Source organism: Urbifossiella limnaea (assembly GCF_007747215.1).
GTDB lineage: Bacteria > Planctomycetota > Planctomycetia > Gemmatales > Gemmataceae > Urbifossiella > Urbifossiella limnaea.
The window spans coordinates 6,688,202-6,708,417 of sequence record NZ_CP036273.1 but is presented as its reverse complement, the minus strand read 5'-3'; the positions used below and the strand labels follow the sequence as shown (position 1 = coordinate 6,708,417).

Annotated in this window: 13 protein-coding genes; 6 read left to right on the top strand and 7 right to left on the bottom strand. The window is 71.1% G+C overall.

All coding sequences use genetic code 11. The features are described 5' to 3' along the window. Positions 1 to 11: 11 nt before the first annotated feature. A complete protein-coding gene (locus tag ETAA1_RS27265) occupies positions 12 to 1,406 on the top strand; it encodes a sulfatase (protein ID WP_145243792.1) in 1,395 nt (464 codons plus the stop codon). 7 nt (positions 1,407 to 1,413) lie between these two features. Here the strand turns inward: ETAA1_RS27265 and ETAA1_RS27260 are convergent, their stop codons facing one another. Next, positions 1,414 to 2,676 (bottom strand): DUF1501 domain-containing protein, encoded by a 1,263-nt coding sequence (locus ETAA1_RS27260; RefSeq protein ID WP_145243791.1) that lies wholly within the window; start codon positions 2,674 to 2,676, stop codon positions 1,414 to 1,416. Between the two features lie 14 nt (positions 2,677 to 2,690). Next, entirely contained in the window at positions 2,691 to 4,241 is a 1,551-nt protein-coding gene (locus tag ETAA1_RS27255; RefSeq protein WP_145243790.1) for a DUF1549 and DUF1553 domain-containing protein, read from the bottom strand. Positions 4,242 to 4,665: 424 nt separating this feature from the next. Here ETAA1_RS27255 and ETAA1_RS27250 point away from each other — a divergent pair, with 424 nt between their 5' ends. Together ETAA1_RS27250 and ETAA1_RS27245 are read left to right on the top strand one after the other, a co-directional pair. Continuing rightward, positions 4,666 to 5,151 carry a hypothetical protein gene (locus ETAA1_RS27250; protein ID WP_145243789.1) on the top strand — a complete coding sequence of 162 codons (486 nt, stop codon included), beginning with the start codon at positions 4,666 to 4,668 and terminating at the stop codon, positions 5,149 to 5,151. A 320-nt stretch (positions 5,152 to 5,471) separates the two neighbouring features. Further along, complete coding sequence (locus tag ETAA1_RS27245) at positions 5,472 to 6,746, top strand: outer membrane protein assembly factor BamB family protein (RefSeq protein WP_145243788.1); 1,275 nt, start codon at positions 5,472 to 5,474, stop codon at positions 6,744 to 6,746. A 28-nt stretch (positions 6,747 to 6,774) separates the two neighbouring features. Here the strand turns inward: ETAA1_RS27245 and ETAA1_RS27240 are convergent, their stop codons facing one another. Then, positions 6,775 to 8,160: a DUF1501 domain-containing protein gene (locus tag ETAA1_RS27240; RefSeq protein ID WP_202920444.1), complete on the bottom strand. Its 1,386-nt coding sequence runs from the start codon at positions 8,158 to 8,160 to the stop codon at positions 6,775 to 6,777. A gap of 175 nt (positions 8,161 to 8,335) precedes the next feature. After that, positions 8,336 to 10,600, bottom strand: coding sequence for a Kelch repeat-containing protein (locus ETAA1_RS27235; RefSeq protein WP_145243786.1), 2,265 nt, complete (start codon positions 10,598 to 10,600; stop codon positions 8,336 to 8,338). 213 nt (positions 10,601 to 10,813) lie between these two features. On the opposite strand from ETAA1_RS27235, the gene ETAA1_RS27230 reads away from it, so the two are divergent. From ETAA1_RS27230 to ETAA1_RS27220, 3 genes are all read left to right on the top strand, one after another. Next, positions 10,814 to 11,080 carry a hypothetical protein gene (locus tag ETAA1_RS27230; protein WP_145243785.1) on the top strand — a complete coding sequence of 89 codons (267 nt, stop codon included), beginning with the start codon at positions 10,814 to 10,816 and terminating at the stop codon, positions 11,078 to 11,080. 124 nt (positions 11,081 to 11,204) lie between these two features. Next, the gene (locus tag ETAA1_RS27225) at positions 11,205 to 11,546 is read left to right on the top strand and encodes a hypothetical protein (protein WP_145243784.1); all 342 of its coding nucleotides are present in this window, start codon (positions 11,205 to 11,207) and stop codon (positions 11,544 to 11,546) included. Next, positions 11,543 to 11,971: a hypothetical protein gene (locus ETAA1_RS27220; RefSeq protein WP_145243783.1), complete on the top strand. Its 429-nt coding sequence runs from the start codon at positions 11,543 to 11,545 to the stop codon at positions 11,969 to 11,971. The genes ETAA1_RS27225 and ETAA1_RS27220 overlap by 4 nt, the downstream gene beginning before the upstream one ends. A gap of 338 nt (positions 11,972 to 12,309) precedes the next feature. Here ETAA1_RS27220 and ETAA1_RS27215 read toward each other — a convergent pair whose 3' ends face one another. The 3 genes from ETAA1_RS27215 to ETAA1_RS27205 are packed head-to-tail and all read right to left on the bottom strand — an operon-like array spanning position 12,310 to position 19,912. After that, positions 12,310 to 12,789 (bottom strand): hypothetical protein, encoded by a 480-nt coding sequence (locus ETAA1_RS27215; protein ID WP_145243782.1) that lies wholly within the window; start codon positions 12,787 to 12,789, stop codon positions 12,310 to 12,312. Beyond that, positions 12,786 to 16,640: a beta strand repeat-containing protein gene (locus ETAA1_RS27210; protein WP_145243781.1), complete on the bottom strand. Its 3,855-nt coding sequence runs from the start codon at positions 16,638 to 16,640 to the stop codon at positions 12,786 to 12,788. Before ETAA1_RS27210 ends, ETAA1_RS27215 begins: the two co-directional genes overlap by 4 nt. Positions 16,641 to 16,645: 5 nt before the next feature. After that, positions 16,646 to 19,912, bottom strand: a complete 3,267-nt coding sequence (locus ETAA1_RS27205; RefSeq protein ID WP_145243780.1) for a beta strand repeat-containing protein — start codon at positions 19,910 to 19,912, stop codon at positions 16,646 to 16,648. Positions 19,913 to 20,216: the final 304 nt, after the last annotated feature.

Here is a 20,216-nt window from a genome sequence, read left to right as displayed (position 1 = left end):
CAGGAACCGCCATGAACCACGTCGTCCGGGTCGGTCGGGCTCTGGCCGTACTCGCCCTGATCGCCTTCCCCGCGGCGGGGGCCGCCCGGGCCGCGCCCCCGCACGTGCTCGTCGTCGTCGTCGACGACCTGGGGTGGATGGACCTCGCGTGCCAGGGGAACACCCGCCTCCACACGCCCCGCATCGACGCGCTGGCCAAGCAGGGGGTGCGGTTCACGAACGCGTACGCGGCGTCGCCGGTATGCTCGCCGACCCGCGCGGCCCTCATCACCGGGCAGACGCCGGCGCGGCTCGGCATCACCCAGCACGGGAAGGACGGCCCGCAATTCTGGCCCCAGAACCGGAAAGTTCAACCGCCGCCCGCCGCACACGTGCTGCCGCTCGCGACCGTCACCATCGCCGAGCGCCTCCGGGCGGCCGGGTACGCGACCGGCTTCTTCGGCAAGTGGCACCTGTCGGGCGACCTCGACCCGACCGACCCGGCCGCCGGCGGCCCGGCCTTCTGGCCGGAGCACCAGGGGTTCGACGTGAACGTCGGCGGGTGCGGGCTCGGCGGGCCGCCGACGTACTTCGACCCGTACCGCATCCCCGCGATCCGCCCGCGGAAAGCGGGCGAGTATCTGACCGACCGGCTCGCGGACGAGACGATCGCGTTCCTGCGCGGGAACCGCGCGAAGCCGATGTTCGTCTGCTTCTGGACCTACAACGTCCACTACCCGTTCGAGGCGCCGGCGGAGTTGGTGGCACGCTGCCGGGGCCGCGAGGGGCCGGGGCTGAAGAACCCGGTGTACGGCGCCCAGGTCGAGGCGACCGACCGGGCGGTCGGCCGGGTGCTCGACGAGATCGACCGGCTGGGGATCGGCCGCGACACCCTCGTGATCTTCACCAGCGACAACGGCGGGTGGGAGGGGGCGACCGACAACCGCCCGTTGCGATCGGGCAAGGGCGACCTGTACGAAGGCGGGCTGCGGGTGCCGCTCGTCGTCCGCTGGCCGGGCGTCGCCGCGGCCGGCGGCACCGACGACACGCCGGTGGTGAGCACGGACCTGTCCGCCACGATCCTCGACGCGGCGGGCGTGCGGCCGGGCGCGAGTGAGGTGATCGACGGCGTGTCGTTGCGACCGACGCTGCAGGGGAAGAAGCCGGACCGCGGCGCCCTGTTCTTCCACTACCCCCACTTCGCCTGGCACAAAGGGAACCGCCCGGGCGGCGCCGTCCGCTCCGGGCCGTACAAGCTGATCCGCCGCTACGACGACAACTCGGTCGAGCTGTTCGACCTGTCGAACGACATCGGCGAGGCGCGAAACCTGTCGGGGGAGCGGCCGGACGTGGCCGCGGCGCTCGACGCGCAGCTCGGGAGGTGGCTCCGCGACACGGGCGCGCGGCTGCCGACGCCGGTCCGGTAACGGGGTCTCACGTCCACAGTTCCCGGACCGGCTTCCCGCTCTTCTCCACCCGCGGGAGCGGGCGGCCGCCGGGGGTGTCGCGATCGGTCTCGTAGTCGATGCCGAGCAACTCGCAGACGGTGGCGAAGAAGTCGGCGGCGCTCACCGGCCGGTCGGCGACCGTCGCCCCGGACGCGTCGGTCCGGCCGATCACGCGCCCGCCCCTCACCCCGCCGCCCATGAACACCGTGGACCACGCCCGCGCGTAGTGGTCGCGGCCCTTCCCCTTGAACGTCGGCGTGCGGCCGAATTCGCCCATCCAGATCACCAGCGTGCTGTCGAGCATCCCGCGGAGTTTCAGGTCGGTAACGAGGGTCGTCATCGACTGGTCAAGCGTACCGCACAGGCGCTTCACGGCCTCGTTATTCTCGAAGTGCGTGTCCCACCCGCCGAGCCCGACCTCGACGTACTTCACGCCGGTCTCCACCAGCCGCCGCGCGAGGAGGCACCCCTGGCCGAACGAACTCTCGCCGTACGCTGCCCGGGTCTTGAGCGGTTCCAGCGTGAGGTCGAACGCCCGCGCCTTCTCGGTCCGCATCAGCCGGACGGCACGCTCGTAGACGCTGCGGTGCGTATGACTCAACGGTACCTGGTACTCGCCGGCGAACCCGCGCTCGAGTTCGTCGAGCAGGCCGAGCCGCCCGTCCACGGCCGGCGGCGGCACCATCGCCCGCAGGTTCTCGACCCCGCGCTTCGGATCCTGGACGAACAGCGGCTGGTGCCGCGGGCCGAGGAACCCGGGGCCGTGGCTCCGGTCGCGCACGTCGGCGACCGCGACGTAGCTCGGGACCGGGAAGTCCGGCTCGCCGATCGACTCGGACGCGATCGACCCGAGGCTCGGGTACGTGAGCCCGCCCTGGCCCGACCGGTACCCGGTCCGCAGGTGGACGCGGGCGCGGAGGTGCTCGTTCTCGACCGTGCTCATCCCGCGGACGACCGCGGCGTGGGTCATCTGCCCCGCGAACTTCGGCAGCAGTTCGCTGACGCGGATGCCGGGGACGGCGGTCGGGATGTCCTTGTAGACGCCGCACTCCGCCACGTCCGGCTTCATGTCGAACGTGTCGGTGTGCGGCGGCCCGCCGTCCATCCACAGGACGATGCACGCCCGGGCGCGGGCGGTCGCCGCCGCCGGCCGCGCCGCGAGCACCGGCAGCCAGCCCGTGAGCGACCCGCCGGCGAGCGCGAGGCGCAGCGCGGCGCGACGGCTCACGGGAGTGCGGAATGACGGCATCGTAGCCTCGGAGATCAGTGATTGCTGATGAACTCGGTGCTGTTGACGAGCGCCCAGAGGATGTCGTGGTACGCCGTGCGCTTGTCGGTCGCGCGGGCGACGTGCGAGGTCATCGCGCCCATCTCAGCCGCGGTCGGCGGGCGCGAGAGCGTCGCCAGGAACAGCCGCTCGACAACCGCCTCCGATGTCTTCAGTCGCGCCACGACCTCGTTCGCGGCCTTCGCGATCCGGTAGTGGTGGCCGGAGTTCATCAGGTAGAGCGCCTGCGGGATGCCGGCCTGGAACTCGGTCGGGTCGGGGTCGTCCTCGCCGCGGAAGAACGCCACGAACCGGCCGCGCTCGCCGGCCTTCGTCTTCCGCGTCGCGTCGGTCGGGGGGGGCGTCTTCTCGTTGTCGGCGAGTGCGAACACCGACTCCAGCGAGTCGTTGAGCTGGAACGGCGTCATCACGCGGACGGCGGCGTGGCTGTAGAGCGTCATGTCGGCCGCGTTCCCCGCCGCGGGCTTACTCGTACGCTGGTACGTCGCGCTGTTGCAAATGCCGCGGACGAGGTGCTTCAGGTCGAACCCGCTGCCCGCGAACTCCTTCGCGAGCGCGGCCAGCAACTCGGGGTGCGACGGCGCGTTGTCGTCGGTCATGTCGTCGACCGGGGTGACGAGCCCGCGGCCGAAGAACTGGTACCACACGCGGTTCACACCGGCGCGGGCGAAGTACGGGTTGTCCGGCGACGCGACCCAGTCCGCCAGGGCCGGCAGGTACGGCCCGTCGGCCGGCACGGCCGCCTTCGCCCCGCGGAGGAACGTCGGCGCGGCCGCCTTCGCCGACGGCGGGACCATGAGCAACGCCTTCGCCTTCGTCGCGGTCACTTCCTCGCGGGCGCCGTACTTCTGGACGGCCCCCTCCCGCACGTAGACCGACTTGACCTTCGTGAAGAACGCGGCCATGCCCCAGTACTCGGCCTGGGTCCAGTCGCCGAACGGGTGCTTGTGGCACTGGGCGCACTGGATCTGCACGCCGAGGAACACGCGGCTGACGCGGTCGGTGATCTCGTCCACCGACTCGTGCGTGAGGTAGAAGGTGACGGCCCCGTTCTCGTCTTGCAAGCCGCCGGCGGTGAGCACGCCGCGGGCGAGCGCGTCGAGCCGCACGTTCGCCGCGAACCGGGTCTGCAGCCACGTCGCCATCGGGTCGTGCTTCTGCCGGGCGGCGGCGGCCGTGTTCGGGATGAGCAGCCCCGACCAGATGTCGGTCATCCGGCGGGCGTAGCCGGGCGAGTCGAGCAGCTCGTCGATGAGTTTGCGGCGCTTGTCGGGGTCGGGGCTGGCGAGGAAGGCCGCGACGCGGTCCGGGGACGGGATCGTGCCCGCGATGTCGAGCGACACGCGCCGCAGGAACTCGGCGTCGGACGCGGCCGGCGAGGCGGTCAGCTTTTCGGCGCCGAGCCGCTTCGTCACCGCGCCGTCGATCAGCCGGGTGACCGTCGTCGGGTCCGGGTCGGCGGCGGCGGCCGGCGCGACCACCGCCACGAGGGCCAGGGCGATTCCGGAGGGGATGAGTCGTCGCATGGCAACCACGTGTCCGGCCAGGGGGCGCTGTGGACGAGTCGGGGAAGGGGGCGGGCGGCCCGCACATCGCTCCCGAAATCGGCGGCTGGCGGTACGAGTTTCAGTGTGCACCGGTCCGCGGTTTCGGTCAACGGCTAACTACTCCTGTTGTCTCGGCCGCACACGGCGGCGACGGGGTAGGCTTCGTGTCGTGAGGGATTGCGCGCTGGCGGTGCGCGCGGTTCCGGCGCACATCAACCGCACTTTCCGGAGCCCGCACGTGGTCCGTAATCTCCTCCCACTCGCGCTCGTTGCCACGACCGCCGAGGCCGCCGCGGCCCAACCCGCACGCAAGCCCAACGACATCGTCGTCGTTGCCCACGACCTGGGGTAACCCCCGGATGCTCCCGTCGGACTGAGCCGAGTTGCAGGGAGGGTCGATCCCATGTCGCGTGTGCGGGTCGAGAGCTTCACCATCTCGGTTGACGGGTTCGGCGCGAGGGCCAACCTGAGCCTGGAGAACCCGCTCGGGGTGGGTGGCACGGCCCTCCACGGGTGGGCGTTTACCACCCGTTCGTTCCGGCAAATGTTCCGCCAGGACGGGGGTGACACCGGCGTGCATGACCGGTTGGTCGCCAGGGGCTTCGACAACGTCGGGGCGTGGCTGCTGGGGCGGAACATGTTCGGCCCGGTCCGCGGTGCGTGGCAGGACGAATCATTGAAGGGGGGCGACACCCCGCCGTACCGCTGCACAGCGTTCGTGCTCACCCACCACCCGCGCAAGCCGCTGGAGATGGACCGACGCGAAAATGGCGGTCATGACGAGCGCCACGGCGAAGTCCACTGTCTCTGGCCCCATCACATTCATGGCCTCGACGACCGCCCACGCCCGCAGCGCGGCGACGACCGCCCCCATGGCCAGCCACGCTAACCAGACCGGCGGTTGCTGTGGCTGGTGGCGTGGGCGTTCTGGTGGCTGAATCTGTGGGGTGAGGCGTCGTTCGACCGGTTCCGAGCCGTCCGGATGAACCACCCGTGGCGGTTGCGGAAGCCGGTGACCTACCGGTTCAACTGGGTCGCCACCCTGCTCCGTGCACGGCTTCACCCACACCCCACGTTGCCCACCGACAGTGGGTGAACTCCAGTCGGGATGCGGCTTGACGGTAACCGCGCGACGTGGGACAGTTCAAATCCTGCCATCGGAACCCGCGTTTCGTTCCCCCGAGCCGGCGCCCGTCGGAAAGGCCCGCGATGAGGTCGTATCTGATACCGCTCGTCGGGGCGGCGGTGGCCGCCGGCGTGGTTGCGTCCGCCGGGCCGGGCCAAGACCGGTCACCGTGGCCGCAGTTCCGGGGGCCGGACGGGCAGGGGCACGTCGCCGGGGCCGTCCCGCACGAGTGGAGCGAGGGAAAGAACGTCGCCTGGAAGACCCCACTCGCGGGCAAGGGGTGGTCGTCGCCCGTGATCGCCGGCGGGAAGGTGTGGGTGACCACCGCCGTTCCCGCCGCCGGCGGGGGGCACAGCCTACGCGTGGTGGGATTGGATCTCCAATCCGGCGCGGTCCGGCACGACGTCGAGGTGTTCGCGGTCGCCGAGTTGGTTCCGCTCCACGCCCGGAACACGCCGGCGTCCCCGACCCCGGCCGTCGTCGGCGGCCGGGTGATCGCCTCCTTCGGGAGCGACGGGGTCGGGTGCGTGGACGCAGCCACGGGCAAGGTGGTCTGGCGGACCGCCGCGTTCAAGGTGAACTACGAGACCGGCCCGGGGAGTTCCCCGGTCCCGTACAAGGACCGGGTCATCCTGCCGTGCGACGGGGCGGACGCCCAGTTCGTCGTCGCCTTGGACGCGGCCACCGGAGCCGTGGCCTGGAAGACCGACCGCCCGGCGGCCGCGAAACGCGCGCCCAACGAGCGGCGAGCGTTCTCGACCCCGCTGGTCATCACCGTCGGCGGGCGGGACCAGGTGGTCATCCCGGGCGCCCACTGCGTCTACTCCTACGACCCGGACACCGGCGCGGAGCTCTGGCGGGTCGCCTACACCGGCTTCTCGAACGTCCCCCGGCCGGTGTTCGCGCACGGGCTGGTGTACGTGTCGAGCGGGTACTTCTCCCACGAGTTGACCGCCATACGCCCGGACGGCCGGGGGGACGTGACCGACACCCACGTCGCGTGGCGGTACAAGAAGGGCGTGCCGAACGTCCCGTCCCCGATCGTGGTGGTGGATCGCCTGGTCATGGTGTCGGACCAGGGAGTGGCGACCTGCCTGGACGCCCGGACGGGAACCCCGAAGTGGACCGAACGGCTGCCCGGCAGTTACACCGCGTCGCCGCTCGCCCGGGGGGACTCGGTTTACGCGTTCGCCGACGACGGGAAGGCCGTGATCTTCAGGGCCGCGGACGAGTACGTCGAGCTCGGCCGGAACCAACTCGCCGGGCGGATTCACGCCACCCCGGCGGGGGTCGGGGACAGTCTGATCGTCCGCACCGACGCGGCCCTTTACCGGTTGATCGGGGCGAAGTCGCGGTGACCCCGGCCTCCTCTCTGGGCCGTGCCGCCTACCCCAGCCCGCCGATCGGGTCGCCATCGCTCAGGCGGTGGTGCAGCCGCTGGAACTCGTCTTCGTACCGCCGGGCCGGGTCGATGCCGAGGTGACGAAGGATCGTTGCCGCGAGGTCGGCCGGGGTGACGGGCGCGTCGGCCACGTACCCGGCGTCGCGCGTCGTCGCCCCGTGAACCCGCCCGCCGGCGACCCCGCCGCCCGCCAGGAGGGCGGTGAACGCGTGCGGCCAGTGGTCCCGCCCGCTTGCGCGGGTGTTGCTGCTCTGGGTGAACTGGCCGAGCTTCGGGGTGCGGCCGAACTCGCCCACCGCCACGACCAGCGTGGTTTCGAGCAGCCCGCGGGCGTGCAGGTCTTCGACGAACGCCGGGAACGCCCGGTCGAAGGTCGGGCACAGCAGCGTTTTCAGCTTGGCGAAGTTGTCCTGGTGCGTGTCCCAACAGGTGTTCGTGCCGTCGACCTTCGTCTCGTCCTGCCAGTTCACGGTGACGAGCGACACCCCCGCCTCGACCAGCCGCCGTGCGAGGAGTAGGCTCTGCCCGACCGTCGTGCGCCCGTACGCTTCGCGGACGCGGGCGGGTTCGCGACCGAGGTCGAACGCGGCGCCGGCGCGGTTCCCGAGAAGGTCGAACACCGCCCGCCGGTCGCCGTCAAACCCTTCCGACGGCGGCCGGACGGCCGAGCCGCGTTCCAGCCGGTCCAGGAGCGCCCGCCGGTCCCGGAGTCGGCCGCCCGACACACTCTCCGGGAGGTCGAGCCCGTCGATCGCGAAGTCGGCGCGGCCCAGGTCGCCGTCCACCAGGAAGGCGTTGTGGCGCTCGCCCATTCGGCCGCCGGTCTGGCCCGCGATCCGCTTCGGCTGACCGGGGAACTGGAGGTACCACGGCAGGACCACCGACCGCGGGACGGCGCCGCCCTCTCGGCCGTACCGGGTGACCATCGCCGAGAGAGCGGGCCAATCCTCCCGGCTCGCCTGGTCGGTGACCGGGGCCGTGAAGTACGGGCGGCCGCTGAACACCTCGCTGCACGCCGGGCCGTGGACGTTCATGCGGTGAGTCATCGACCGGACGAGGCACACCCTGTCGAGCACCCGCCCCAGTCCCGGCAGGTGCTCGCACACGTGTACGCCGGGCACCGCCGTACGGGTCGGGGTGAACTCGCCCCGGACGGTGTCCGGCGCACCCGGCTTCATGTCCCACAGGTCGATCTGGCTCGGCCCGCCGAACAGAAACAGGAACACGCACGAGGTGGCGCGGGGCCGCTCGGCGGGCGCGGCCGCGCGAAGGCGGGTCAGGTCGCCGGCGGTCAGCCCGAGTGCCGTCAGCCCCCCGGCCGTGAGGAATTCACGCCGGCTCGAATCACCGCGGGTGATGAGGGAGATCAAGAATCCTCCCGAACGCTCGAGGGGGCCGTCGGTAATCGTACACCAACGGCGTACACCGAGGGAGGGGACGAACCGCCCGCCGGGAAGCCCTGAGGCGACACCCCCAGGCGCGTTACGGCGCTACCGTAACTTCCGGTAGTTTTGACGCCGTAGTAGCGCCGCATGACGCTCGAGGTCACCGCAGCGGCGTCACGCGCGCCGTCGCGCGGTCGAGGCGCAGCGCGTGGACGTGGCTGTGCTGGCCGACCGCCCACACGAGCTTCCGCGCCGGGTCGTACATCAGGCCCATCGAGTTGTTGAACGCCCCCGCCCGGCCGACCGGGTCGTCGCCGGGGAGTTCGACCGACACCCAGGCGTTCGCCGCACAGTCGTAGGCCAGCCAGCGCCAGCCGCCGGGCTCGTCGCGCACGCGGCCGCCGATCAGCACCCAGTCGAGCTCCGGCAGGTACGCCGTCTCGCGGCAGTGGACGAGCGCCTGACCTGTCCCCGCCGGGTCGAGCCACTTCGCCTCGCCGGTCTTGACGTCGTATGCGGCGACGTTCCCCTTCTTCGGGCCGGTGTCGCTGAAGAACAGCAGCCGGTCGCGCTTCGTGTCGTGCGCCAGGCCGTGCCGGTCCGCCGACTTCGCCGGCAACTCGCCGCGCAGCGGCAGCGGCTGCCACGCGCGCGCGTCGTCGAGGCGCCACAAGCCGGCCTTCCCGGTCGTGCGGTCGTCGGCCCACACGACCGCGCCGGCCGGCGTGGCGCACACGGTGACCGTGTAGAAGTTCGGGCGGTACGGGTTCTTCGCCGCCGAGCGCGACCACGCCTTCGCGTCCGGGTCGAAGTAGTACGTGTAGTCGTGCGGGGCGAACACGAACGCCCGCAGGTTTGGGTCGTAGCCGGTGGACTTGTAGGTGTGGCCGGCCATCCACGGGTTGCGGCCGAAGCTCCACTCGCCGTTCACCTGGTCGTTGCTGTACACGTACTCGGTCGGGTACTCCGGCGCGAACGGGATCGAGTAGCGGTCGGTCGTCACGTCGTACACCTGCGGGGCGGTGCCGCTGTACGCCGAGTGCCCGCCGGAGAAGCGCACGATCTTGTCGCGGCGGGTGTCGAACACCGCCGAGCCCCAGTCCATGTTCATGAGCGGCCGCTTCGGCGTCGCGCGCGCCACCCAGCGGTTCGCCGGCAGCGCCGCGAGGTCCGCCGCTACCGCCGCCGGGTCGGCGGCGGGAACGCCCTCGACGTACCACGCCGGGTCGTGCGAGCCGGTGCGGCGCACGGTCGCACCCGAGCTCGCGCCGAAGGCCACGGCGGCGGCCGGGTCGGGCTTCGACGCGTCGATCCGGCACGTCCACGCGCGGTTCTGCGCGTCGAGCGCGAGTACGGTGTCGCTCTCGTCGACCGCGGCCGAGAGGAAGACGTTCGCCGGGCCGACGGGACCGTCGGCGGGGCGCGACCAGCGGCCGACGAGTTCCCACCTGTCGGCGGCGGCGTCGAACGTCCACGCCTCGAGCGGTAGCGGGCGGTACAGTGGGGCGACGTACTCGGTGGTCGAGGTGTAGGTGTACCCGCCGAGGAGCAGCAGCTTCCGCGCCTTCGGCAGCCACAGCAGCGCGTGCCCGGCGCGGGGCGTCGGTGAGACGGTCGGGCGGCGCTCGTCCCAGGTGCCGGTGGCGGTGTCGAAGACCCACGTGTCGGCGACGAGTTCGTTCAGCTTGTCGCCGCCGAAGAGCACGACCTTGCGGGCGACGGGGTCGTAGGCGAGGCGCGAGTTGGCGCGCGCCGGCGGCTGCTTGTTGGTCTTCACCGGCTCCCAGCGGTTGTCGGCGGGCGAGTACGTCCACGTGCCGGGGTCGCCGCGCTCGGTGGGGACGTTGCCGCCGCCGAAGAGGACGAACTTCTTCGCCGCGCGGTCGTAGCACATCGACGACCACAGGAGAATCCCGCCGAGCGCCTGCGGGTGTGCGGCGGGTTTGCGGTCGGTCCACTCGCGGCGCGCCGGGTCGTAGCGGAACGTGGACCCGCCGGCGTAGAAGTAGAAGGCTTTCGAGTCCGGGTCGTAGTCGTACTTCTGGCCGAGGGAGAAGGTGCCGTACACGGTCCAGTTCGGGCGCGTCGCGCCGGCGGCGTCGGTGAGGCCCCACGCCTCGCTCGTCCACGCCGGCGCCGTCACCGGGCCGACCTCCGGCCCCCACGCCGCGCCGGGCGGGAGTTCGTTGCGCCACGTCCCGGCGGGATCGAACGAGAGCACGTCGTACGGCCGCGCCTTCTTGTAATCACCCCACGACGTGCGACCGCCGAGTACCTGGAAGCGCTTCGCCGCCGCGTCGTAGCCGACGGGCACGTCCCAGCGCCGACCCTCGATGGCGGCGTCGGACTTCACCCAGACGTTCGGCTCGGCGGCGGTCGCGGTCGCGGGGAAGAGGAGCACCAGGAGCCAGTCGAAGCGTCGCACGGTCGGCCTCCGTCTCGCGTGATGCGGCCTGCCCTCGTCTCCCTACCGTATGGACCCGGCGCCGCCGGAGGCGAGGCGGCCGTGCACACAAACGGCTTCGCGAGGGGCGAGAACGCGATGGCCTGCTGAAGCGGCACCAGCAGGGCGTCGCAGCGGCAGTTAACACCTCGCGGTTCGTGCGGTTAACTGGTTACAACCGCAGGAGAACCACCCATGCTGAGGACCGTTGTCGGCGCCGTAATCGGGATGACCGTGGGGCTGTTTCTGCTCGCCTGCTGGGGCGGGTACGACGGGTACGTGAACGGTCTCCCGAGCGCCCGGCTTACCCCGGGTCTGGAGGCGGCGGCGACGGAGGCGTTCGTCGTCCCGGTCTTCTACTTCTGGATGGGGATGCTCCCCGGGGCCGTCATCGGCGGGATCGCCGGGTTCGGGAGCTGGCTGGTACGACCGCGGAGCATGGCCGTCCTGCATGCGGGGTGACTCCGCCACGGCTGCGCTCGCAGACGCTCGACTCCTCACGTCACCGAGCATTCCCCTGACCACGGCGTAAGATCACCTTTCAGGCTCAGGGCCATTCTCATCCAGGCCTTCCGGGGTGCTCTCCGTGAGCCTCACGAGCTTCATCCAGGTCAAGGACGTGGCCGAACGCCTCAAGCCCTTTCGGCCGGAAGTCAGGTGGAGCAATTTCCCGCTGAAGGTGCCACGGGTCTACGAAAGCCCGGTACTCACGGGTACGGCGATCGAGTACCTCCTGCGGTTCGAACTCCAGCGTCGCGCGCCGCACGCGGTGCACAAGAAGCGGGTCGTCGAGCAAGTGCCCACGCTCCTTGAGCCGTACACGATGCTCGGGACGCAATCGAACCTGGTCTTACTCGGGGGCAGATCCCGCCTGATGAGCTTGCCGAACGGGTTGGCATCGTCTGCGATCGTGCACGGGCGGCCGTGAACGCGCATGCGAACGTGTCGGATCCCTCACCCGAGAGCCTGCGGGACCTCGCCGCTTGGGCGGTACGACTCGCCAAGATCGACGGTATCTACCGTCGACACGAGGTGGATGTGACGTTCGAGGAAGCCCCGTCGGACCTGGTGGCGGAGTTGGTCGATCTCCTCGGCGTTGTTCCGTTTGATCGGCTCATCCACCCAGACCGGATGCTGCGGACTCCGACATTCGGGGAAGCATCGGCGCTCGTCGGCTCGGCTGAGGCGGCCGCCCACCCGGCCGATCCGGAGCCGAGCCCGGAGGCGCGGGCGGACCTGTCCCGAATGGCCCGCCTGCTCGTCACCGCCGACCCCGCGCGGCGGCGGGTCGCCGAACCGGACGGTCACGGCGTGGTTCCCCTCGCCGACCGCCACACCGAACACCGCCGGTGACCCGGGCGCGGGCGGTGCGGTGAGGAATCCGTACCCGCGCTTCGGGTCGAACGCGGTCCGGGTCGTGACGACTGTGCGCCCAACAGCGCGGCGCCGGGCCGAGGGCGAACCTGGACCCCGCGGCCCGTGCCGCGGCGTCCGTACCGAACAAGGCGATGAGGGCCAAAAAACCGCGGCGCATGGGTGGCGTTGGCCGGGTTGGGCGCGTGTGGGCGGGTGACCTGCGCCGTTTCGGGGGCGGGGTAGCGGGTTGGTGGCCCGGGGCGCCCGCTGGGGCGGGCGCCCCGAGTCCTCGTGGGCACGCCGGGTCACCAACCTCCTACCCCACCCCAACGACTCTAGCCGACGTACACCCTGCCGGTGAAGATCCGGTCGTCGTCGTCCGCCTCGTACGGCAGGAAGTTCGACAGCTCGGCCAGGTCGGTGCCGCGGCGGAGCGACACCGACGCCGAGTAGTCCGGCCCGCTCCCGGCGATCACGTCGCCGTCGCCGTCGCCGTCGATGTCGTGGACGGCCACCCGGATGCCGTTCCGCAGCGGCTGCCCGCCGATCTTGTCCGGCCCGAACGAGGTCGCCGACAGCTCCGGTGCCCCGGCCGCCGAGAACGTCTTCAGCACCGGGCCGCCGCCGATCCCGCTCCCGGTCACGATCTCGGCCAGCCCGTCGCCGTCCAGGTCGCCGCCGGCGACGTTCACCCCGCCGCGGAACGACGTCGCCGTCCCGGCCGCCTCGTCCACCGTCACGTCGTCCACAGACACCGTCGGGGCGTTGTCGTTGTCGAGGATCGTGCCAGCGCCGGTGATGTCGCCGGGGCTCACGTTCTCCCGTTGACGAGCTCGAGGGTGAATGCCTCGGCGGCCTCGTCCAGCAGGTCTTCGGCGATGCTGACGGTGACCGTCTGGGTGGTGACGCCCGGGGCGAACGTGAGGGTGGTGGCGGCGGTCGCCGTGAAGTCGGCGGGGCTGACGGCCGCCCCGTCGGTCGTCTGGTAGTCGACCGTGATCGTCTGCCCGCTGACCGCCGACAGGGTGACGGTGAACGTCGCGGTGCCGGCGCCCTCGTCCACCGTCACGTCGTCGATGGTGAAGCTCGGCGCCGTGTCGTTGTCGGTGATGGTGCCGTCCGCGGTCCCGCAGTCGGCGTCGATGGTGGCGTTGGTCGGGCTGCTCAGCGTGACGGTGAACGTCTCGTCGGCCTCGTCCAGCAGGTCGTTATTGGTCGCGACGCTGAACGTCAGGCTCGTCTGGCCCGGGGCGAACGTCAGCAGCTGGGCGTTCGTCGTGTAGTCGACGTTCGGCACGGCCGTGACGCCGGCGGTATCCACCTGTACGGTGATGATCTGCGTGCTCGGGTTCGACAGCGTCACCGTGTACAGGGCGGTGGCCCCTTCGGTCACGCTCACGTCGGCCGCGATGGACACTGTCGGCTGGGTGTCGTTGTCGGCGATGGTCACCGTCGACGTGTTCGCCGGCGCGGCCCCGATGACGTAGCTGCTGCCGGCCGCGACCGTCACGATCACTGTTTCGGGGCCTTCGAACGTCAGGTCGTCGGTGACGGTCACGGGCACGACCACGGTGGCGCTGCCGGCGGCGAACGTGGCCGTGCCGGTCAGCGTGGCGTAGTCGGCGCCGCCGGTCGCGGTGCCGGCGATCGTGTAGTTGATGGTCAACGGCAGGGCCGTGTCGCCGGAGCGGGTGAACGTGAACGCGCCGTTCGTGGCCGGCTCCGTGGCCTGCGTCGTCGCCGCGACAGTGACCGTCGGGAAGATCGTCTCGAAGCTGGTGAAGTTGACCGCGGCGCGGTTGCCGAACGTCCAGCTCCCGCTGTACGACGGCGGGCCGCTGGTCACGCTCAGCGTCGGGGTGGTGGTGCCGGCGAACCGCACGTCGAGGGTGTCGCCGGGGGCGGTGGCGGGGGCGCCGCCGTTCACGTTGATCGCGGTCCCGTTGGCCCCCGGCGTGACGACGAACGTGTCGGCCCCGTTGCGGAGGTCGAACGACAGGGCCAGGGCGAAGAACTGCACGTTGTTCTGGTCGACCAGCGACAGGTTCTCGATCTGCAGCAGCTGGACGCCGACGGTGGCGTCGATGTCCACGATCGGGTCGGCGTCGGTGCCGGCGGCGTCGGGGTTCACCGTCACCGTCTCGGGCACGCCGGCCGAGTCGGGGGTGCGGATCGTCAGCGTGTCGGTGTCGCCGAGGCTCGTATCGTTCTGGAAGAACGACAGGTCCTCGGTGCCCTGGAAGGTGATGGTGACGGCGCCCGGCGAGGTGATGCTGCCGGCGCCCGGCGTGAGCGTCGCCTCCACCACCACGGCCTCGTCGAATGTGGCCTGGCTCCCGTCCGGGGTGGCGTCGGCGAACACGTTGGTGATGACGTTGCCGTAGACGAGGTCGTCGTCGCCGGCGCCGGCGTCCACGTTCACGGCCACGTTCCACGGCGTGGTGCTGTTGGCGAACGGGTCGATGACGATGTCGTCGTCGCCGGCGAACCCGGACACGTTCAGGTTCAGCACGTTCCGGACGGCGACCGGGGCGCGGTTCGTCAGCGACTGGGTGTTGTTCCCGCCGATCAGGAGCTGGAACTCGTTGTCGCCGAACAGGTCGCCGCCGCCGAGCGTGCTGTCCACGTCCTGCCCGAGGATCACGAGCGCGTCGGCCTGCGTGGCCGTGTTGTTGTTGTCGCCGAAGACGTTCACCACGCCGCTGCCCAAGGTGACGAGGGTCAGCTCGATGCTGTTCGTGGTGACCGGCTGCGTCGGCACGCCGGCCACGCTGGACGTGATGGTCACGTTCGGCGGGTCGTTGGCGTCGCTGAAGATGTTGGCGTCGCCGGGCGTGATGATGTCCAGCCGGTCGCCGGTGAGCGGGGCCGCGCCCGGGGGCAGCGGGGTGCCGCCGTTGACCTGGATGCGGAACAGCGTCGAGAGCGTGACGTTCACGTCGTCGGCGACGAGGCCGCCGCCGTTGCCGGTGCCGAAAGCCGCCGGTCGGACGCCGGCCTCCTCGCCGGTGTTGACGGTGAGCGTCGCCTCCCCGGCGATGAGGCCGAACCCGGTGCCGACGTTCGTCTGCACCAGCGCCGTGCCGCCGCCGCCGGCGGTGTAGTTCGTGATGGCGACCGCACTCTGCGTGATGGTGACGTCGTCGAACGCGGCGTTCACCGCCCGCACGGTCGAGTTCAGTCCCGCGGCCGGGAGCCCGGAGAAGCCGACGCCGGAGCCGGTCTCGGTCGGGGCGTTGACCACGATTCGGTCGCCCGCCCCGCCGCCGGCGTTGATCGTGAGGCCGGTGGCCTGGGCCAGGCCGCGGAGGCTGAGGTCCGACCCGGCCGCGCCGCCGGCGAAGCCGGGGTCGGTGTTGTTCGCCGTGCCCGGCGGCACCGTTAGCATCGGCGTGTCGCCCAGGAAGACGTTCGCCTCGTTGGGCGTCAGCGGCGTCACCGACAACACTTCGCTGCCGTTCGTCGAGCCGCTGACGGTGAGCAGGTCCTCGTTGTCGGTGCCGCCGGTGTAGACAATCGTCTCGGTGGTGGTGACGCCGAACGTGCCGCTGCTGAGCCCGGTGACGGCCGCGCTGCCGCCGGTGGTGCTGTAGTTGATGCCGACCGTGCGGGCGACGGCGTCGCCGGCCGCGAGGTTGAGGTTCACCCGGTCGCGGGTGGCGCTGGTGCTCGCCCGGTCGCCGCCGTTGATCGTCGTGGCCGTGCCGGTGACCAGGGCGGTGGCGGCGAGGTTGACGGTGAACGTGTCGGCCCCGCCGAAGCCGTTGTAGGTGTGGGTTGCGGTGGCCTGCTGGGCGCGGCCCTGAATGTTGAAGGTGGCCGTGCCGCTGGTCGTCGCGGTGCCGTCGTTCACCGTCGTGCTCTGCGTCGCCGACGTGCCGGTGACGTTGAACGTGTTGCTGCCGGCGGTGACGCTGCCGTTGACGTTCAGCACCTCGGTGTTGCCGCCGAGGTTGTAGGTGATGCTCGCCGCGCCGGTGCGGGTGACCGTGTTGGCGCTGATGCCGTAGGTCGAGGCGCCGGTGTCGTCCTGGTCGTTGATGTTGACCGTGTCGAAGTTGGGCGTGACGGGCGCGACGAGGCCGGCCCCGGTGCCGCCGTCGATCGTGACGGCCCCCAGGATGCCGTCGTGGCTGCGCGGCGCGACGAGGGAGGGGATGAGGCCGCCGTTGACGCCGTCGCCGCCGATGTTGATCGTGTCAGAGCCGCGGTTGGTCATCACGGTCGTCGGCACCACGGTGCTGACGACGTTGACGACGTTCGGACCGTTCCCCACGGCCAGCAGCAGGGTGGTGAGGTTGGCGTAATCGACGCCGCCGAACAGCGGGGCAGCCGGCACACTCCGCTCGACGCGGTTGTTGGTGACCTCGTAGTTGGCCGCCGCGTTGGCGCCGCTGCCGTCCACGCGGAGGTCGGCCCCGTCGGCCTCGCCGTCCACGCTCACGTCGCCCTGCACCGGGCTGAGCAGGCCGGGGTTCCCGAGGGTGTTCGCGGTGCCGACGTTGAACGTGTCGAGCCCGGCGCCGCCGAGGACGAAGGCGTCCACGGTTGCCGGCAGCGACACGACGTGGATCACGTCCGCCGACGCGTCCGTGTTGCCGATGTCGTCGCCGTCGAGGTTGAGGGTAGTCAGCGCCGCCCCCACGGCCGGGGTGTTCCCGTCCACGCTGGTCAGGGGATGGTGTCGACGCCGGGGCCGCTCCGCACGGTGACGGTTGCGAACCCGCTGAAGTCGGTGTCCTCGAACGTCCCGTTCCCGTCCACGGTCGAGACCCCGTCGGCCGCGCCGCCGGAGTTCGTGATGTTCATCGTGGTGAGCGAGGCGTTCGCGCTGGCGTCGACCAGGTAGGCGCCGCCGGCGCCGACCACGACGAGCGGGGCGAGGTTCTCGAACGACAGGTTCAGGTCGCCGGCGATGCTCACGACGCCACTGTTGGCCGTGTCCACCGTGTCGGAGAAGTACGCGACGCTCTCGGAGGCGCCGAGCTCGATCCGCAGGGTGTCGGCGCTGGCGCCGCCGTCGAAGTGGAGGCCGACGTTCTCGTTCCCGGCCGAGTTCACAAACGCCGCCGCGTTGGCGTGGGTGAAGGCCGCGTTGCTGTGGCTACCGGCGGCGACGTTGGTCAGTTGCGGCAGCGCCCCGCTGGCGTTGGCGCGGAGCACGAGGGTGTCGGCGTCGGTGCCGCCGATCACGGTCGCGGCCAGGGTGCCGGCGGTCGGCTGCTGCGCGAACAGCAACGGGTTCGACACGCCGCCGTTGTCGTTGGTGTTCGTGTCGACGAGCACCTGGAAAAATGCCCCGGTGGCGTCGAGCTGCAGCACGACCTGGTTCGGGTTGCCGTCCTGCCCGCCGGCGATGAGGCTCAGGTTGATCACGTTGCTGAACACGATGGTGCCGGTGGCCGCGACCGTTTCAACGTCGGCGAAGGCGACGTTGCCGACGCCGGCGGCGCTGATGACGCCGATGCCGGGGCCGATGACGGACTTCGTGGCCGGCGACGGGCCGGTGTAGTTAAGTGTGTCGCCGGGGGGCGCGCTCGGGGCGCCGCCGAAGACGGCGATCGGGGTGATCGGCGCGACGCTGTCGGCGGTGACGTTGAACGTGTCGGCGTCGGCCCCACCGTTGATCGTGGCGCTCGCGGCGTTCAGGTCGCCGGCGATGGTAACGGTCGAGCCGGTGCCCACATCGGGGTCGGCCGGCTGGTCGGCGTTGATCGTGAGGGTGTTGGCGGCGTTCACCGTCGCCCCGGCCGGGATGCTGACGTTATCGCCGGCGTTCAGGATCACGTTCGCGCCGGTGGAGGTCACGATCACGCCGGAGTTGATCGTCAGGTCGTCGCCGGCGGCGGCCGAGTCGGTCGCGGTGAGGGTGATGGTGCCGGTCGTGGCGACGTTCGCGGCGACGGTCAGCGGGCTGGACGCGGTGACGGCTGCGGCGCCGCCGGCCCCGACGGCCGAGACGCCGATGACGGTGCCCCCGAACAGCGGCCCCACCGTGGCGATCGTCAGCGCGCCGGTGTTGGCGACGAAGATGCCGTTGGTGCCGCTGGACGCGGCCAGGTTGGTGACGGCGGTGGTGAGCGGGTCGCCGACGGTGGCGATGCCGTTGCCGGCGGTCGCCGCCAGGCTCGCGGCCGTCACCTTCACGGCCGTGCCGCTCGCGGTGATCGCGCCGGCCGCCTCCAACCGGACGGCGTCGCCCGCGGCGGACACGCTGCCGGCGGCGCCGAAGGCGATGTCGCCGGCCCCGAGCGTCCGCAGCCGGACGTTCCGCCCGGTCCCGCCGGCGGTGACAGTGTCGATCGTCATCGTGCCGCCGGCGTCGAGGACGACGGAGCCGTCGGCGGTGTTGGCGGTGGTGATGGTGACGGCGTCGCTGTCGCCGATCCAGATGCCCGGGGTGGCCACGAACGCGGCGGTCGTCACGGACGCGGTGATGGACGCGGCGGCCGTGTCGATCTGGGCGGTCGCCCCCGGCTGCCCGATGTTCGCGCCGGCCGCCAGCGGCACCACGTCGCCAGTGATGATGGTGGCGGCCCCGTCGTCGAGGATCGAGCCGGCGGTGGCGGTCAGGCTCACGTCGTCGTCCGCGAGGACGGTCGCCACCGTGATGTCGCCCGTCACGTTGAGCACTGACACATCGTTGCCGGCACCGCTGGCGTTGACGGCGCTCAACGTGATCGCGTCGGTCTCGCGGACGAAGACCGACCCGTTGAACGCCACGGCGGTCAGGGTGGCGACGCTCGTCTCGACGGCGTTGCCGGCCGCAGTGCTGGTCGAGCCGATCGAGCCGACGTTCGCGACTAGGCTCGCGGAGGCGGCGGTCACGTCCACCGCACTGTCGGCGCTCAGAATCGCACCGCCGGGGGAGTTCAGCGCCACGTTCCCGCTGCCAGCGTTCAGGTTGAGTTCGGTCAGACCGTTCGTCTCGGTGATGAACTGGGAGCCGTTCGCGGCCAAGCTTGTCGTGGTCAGGTTGTCGACGGTCGTCTCCATGAAATTCAGCAACGTACCGATCGTGCCGTTGCCCGCGGCCAGGACGGCGGACGCGGCGGCGATGACGGTGGCGGTGTCGTCGTCCAAGATCGACCCGGCCGTCGCGGTCAGCGTCGCGGTGGTGCTCGCGTTCACCGTCACGACGGTGATGTTGCCGGTCGCGCTGGTCACGGTCACGGCCCCGCCGGCCCCGTTGGCGTTCGCCGCGGTCACCGTCAGCCCGTCCGTCTCGTCGATGACGATGTTGCCGGTGGCGGCCGTCGCGTTCAGGCTCCCGACGGTGGTGTCGAGGTCCACGTTGGTGGCGTTGGCGTTGCTCTTGGTGATGGTGAGCGTGCCGGTCGCGGCCACGAAGTTGACGCCGGCGGCGTTACCGTCGGTGATGGTGTCGGCGGTCAGGGTGATGGAGTTCCCGGCCCCCGCACCGACGGTCGCCGTCCCGGTCGAGTTGATCGACTCGACGGCGACGGCGAGGTTCCCGGTGACCGTCGTCGTGCCGATCGTGGCGGTGTCGGCGTTCGCCTCGCCGTCGATGCTGACGTTGGCGACGTTGTTGGCCGCGGCGGCGAGGCTGAAGGCGATCGTGTCGTTGGCGTCGCCCAGGTTCAGTTTGAAGTTGGCCACCGCCGACGTGCCGGTGTCGATCGTGACCGTGTCGGCGGCGCCGTTGAGGACGAACCCGTTGGCGAGGGTGGCGTCGCCGGTGAGGGTGAGGGTGTCGCCGTTGGCGACCACGATCACCACCTGGTTCGCGCCCGGGGCCGTGACGGCGACGTTGTCCGTGTCGCCGGCGTCGGCGGTGAACGTGAGGAGGTCGGTGGCAGCGTCGTAGTTGAGGGTCGCCGGCTTCACACGGTCTTCGAGCCCTTCCACCCGCGTGCGGAGCGGGCTGACGGTCTTGCGGATGGTACCCGTCGGCTGCGGGCGGACGGAGCGGGTCATCAGCTTGCGGAAGAAGTTCTTCGCGGACGTGACTCGGTCCTGTGGTGTGGGTTCAGTGCGTGGATGAATTGTGGCAGTCCGTGCGTCGGCCCCGGGTGGCAGCGCGCGAGGGCCCGCCAAGGCCAGTCCGGCCAAGGGTGCGTGTCGGAACCGCGAATGAATGCGGGGTATCGCCGCGTCGGCAGAAGCGGTGGTGCGTCATGGGGCGAGAGCGCTGGTGCGAGTCGTGGGAGAGAACCGTTGACGCCAGCCTCAATTTCGGTGGTACAGCAGGTGACATCCGTAGCAAGTAGAGGGGCGCCGC

Bases quoted from the DNA above. Each gene is read 5' to 3' on its own strand.
- ETAA1_RS27265 (WP_145243792.1), top strand. From the start codon at position 12: ATGAACCACGTCGTCCGGGTCGGTCGGGCTCTGGCCGTACTCGCCCTG.
- ETAA1_RS27245 (WP_145243788.1), top strand. From the start codon at position 5,472: ATGAGGTCGTATCTGATACCGCTCGTCGGGGCGGCGGTGGCCGCCGGC.
- ETAA1_RS27260 (WP_145243791.1), bottom strand. From the start codon at position 2,676: ATGCCGTCATTCCGCACTCCCGTGAGCCGTCGCGCCGCGCTGCGCCTC.
- ETAA1_RS27230 (WP_145243785.1), top strand. From the start codon at position 10,814: ATGCTGAGGACCGTTGTCGGCGCCGTAATCGGGATGACCGTGGGGCTG.
- ETAA1_RS27205 (WP_145243780.1), bottom strand. From the start codon at position 19,912: ATGACCCGCTCCGTCCGCCCGCAGCCGACGGGTACCATCCGCAAGACC.
- ETAA1_RS27250 (WP_145243789.1), top strand. From the start codon at position 4,666: ATGTCGCGTGTGCGGGTCGAGAGCTTCACCATCTCGGTTGACGGGTTC.
- ETAA1_RS27255 (WP_145243790.1), bottom strand. From the start codon at position 4,241: ATGCGACGACTCATCCCCTCCGGAATCGCCCTGGCCCTCGTGGCGGTG.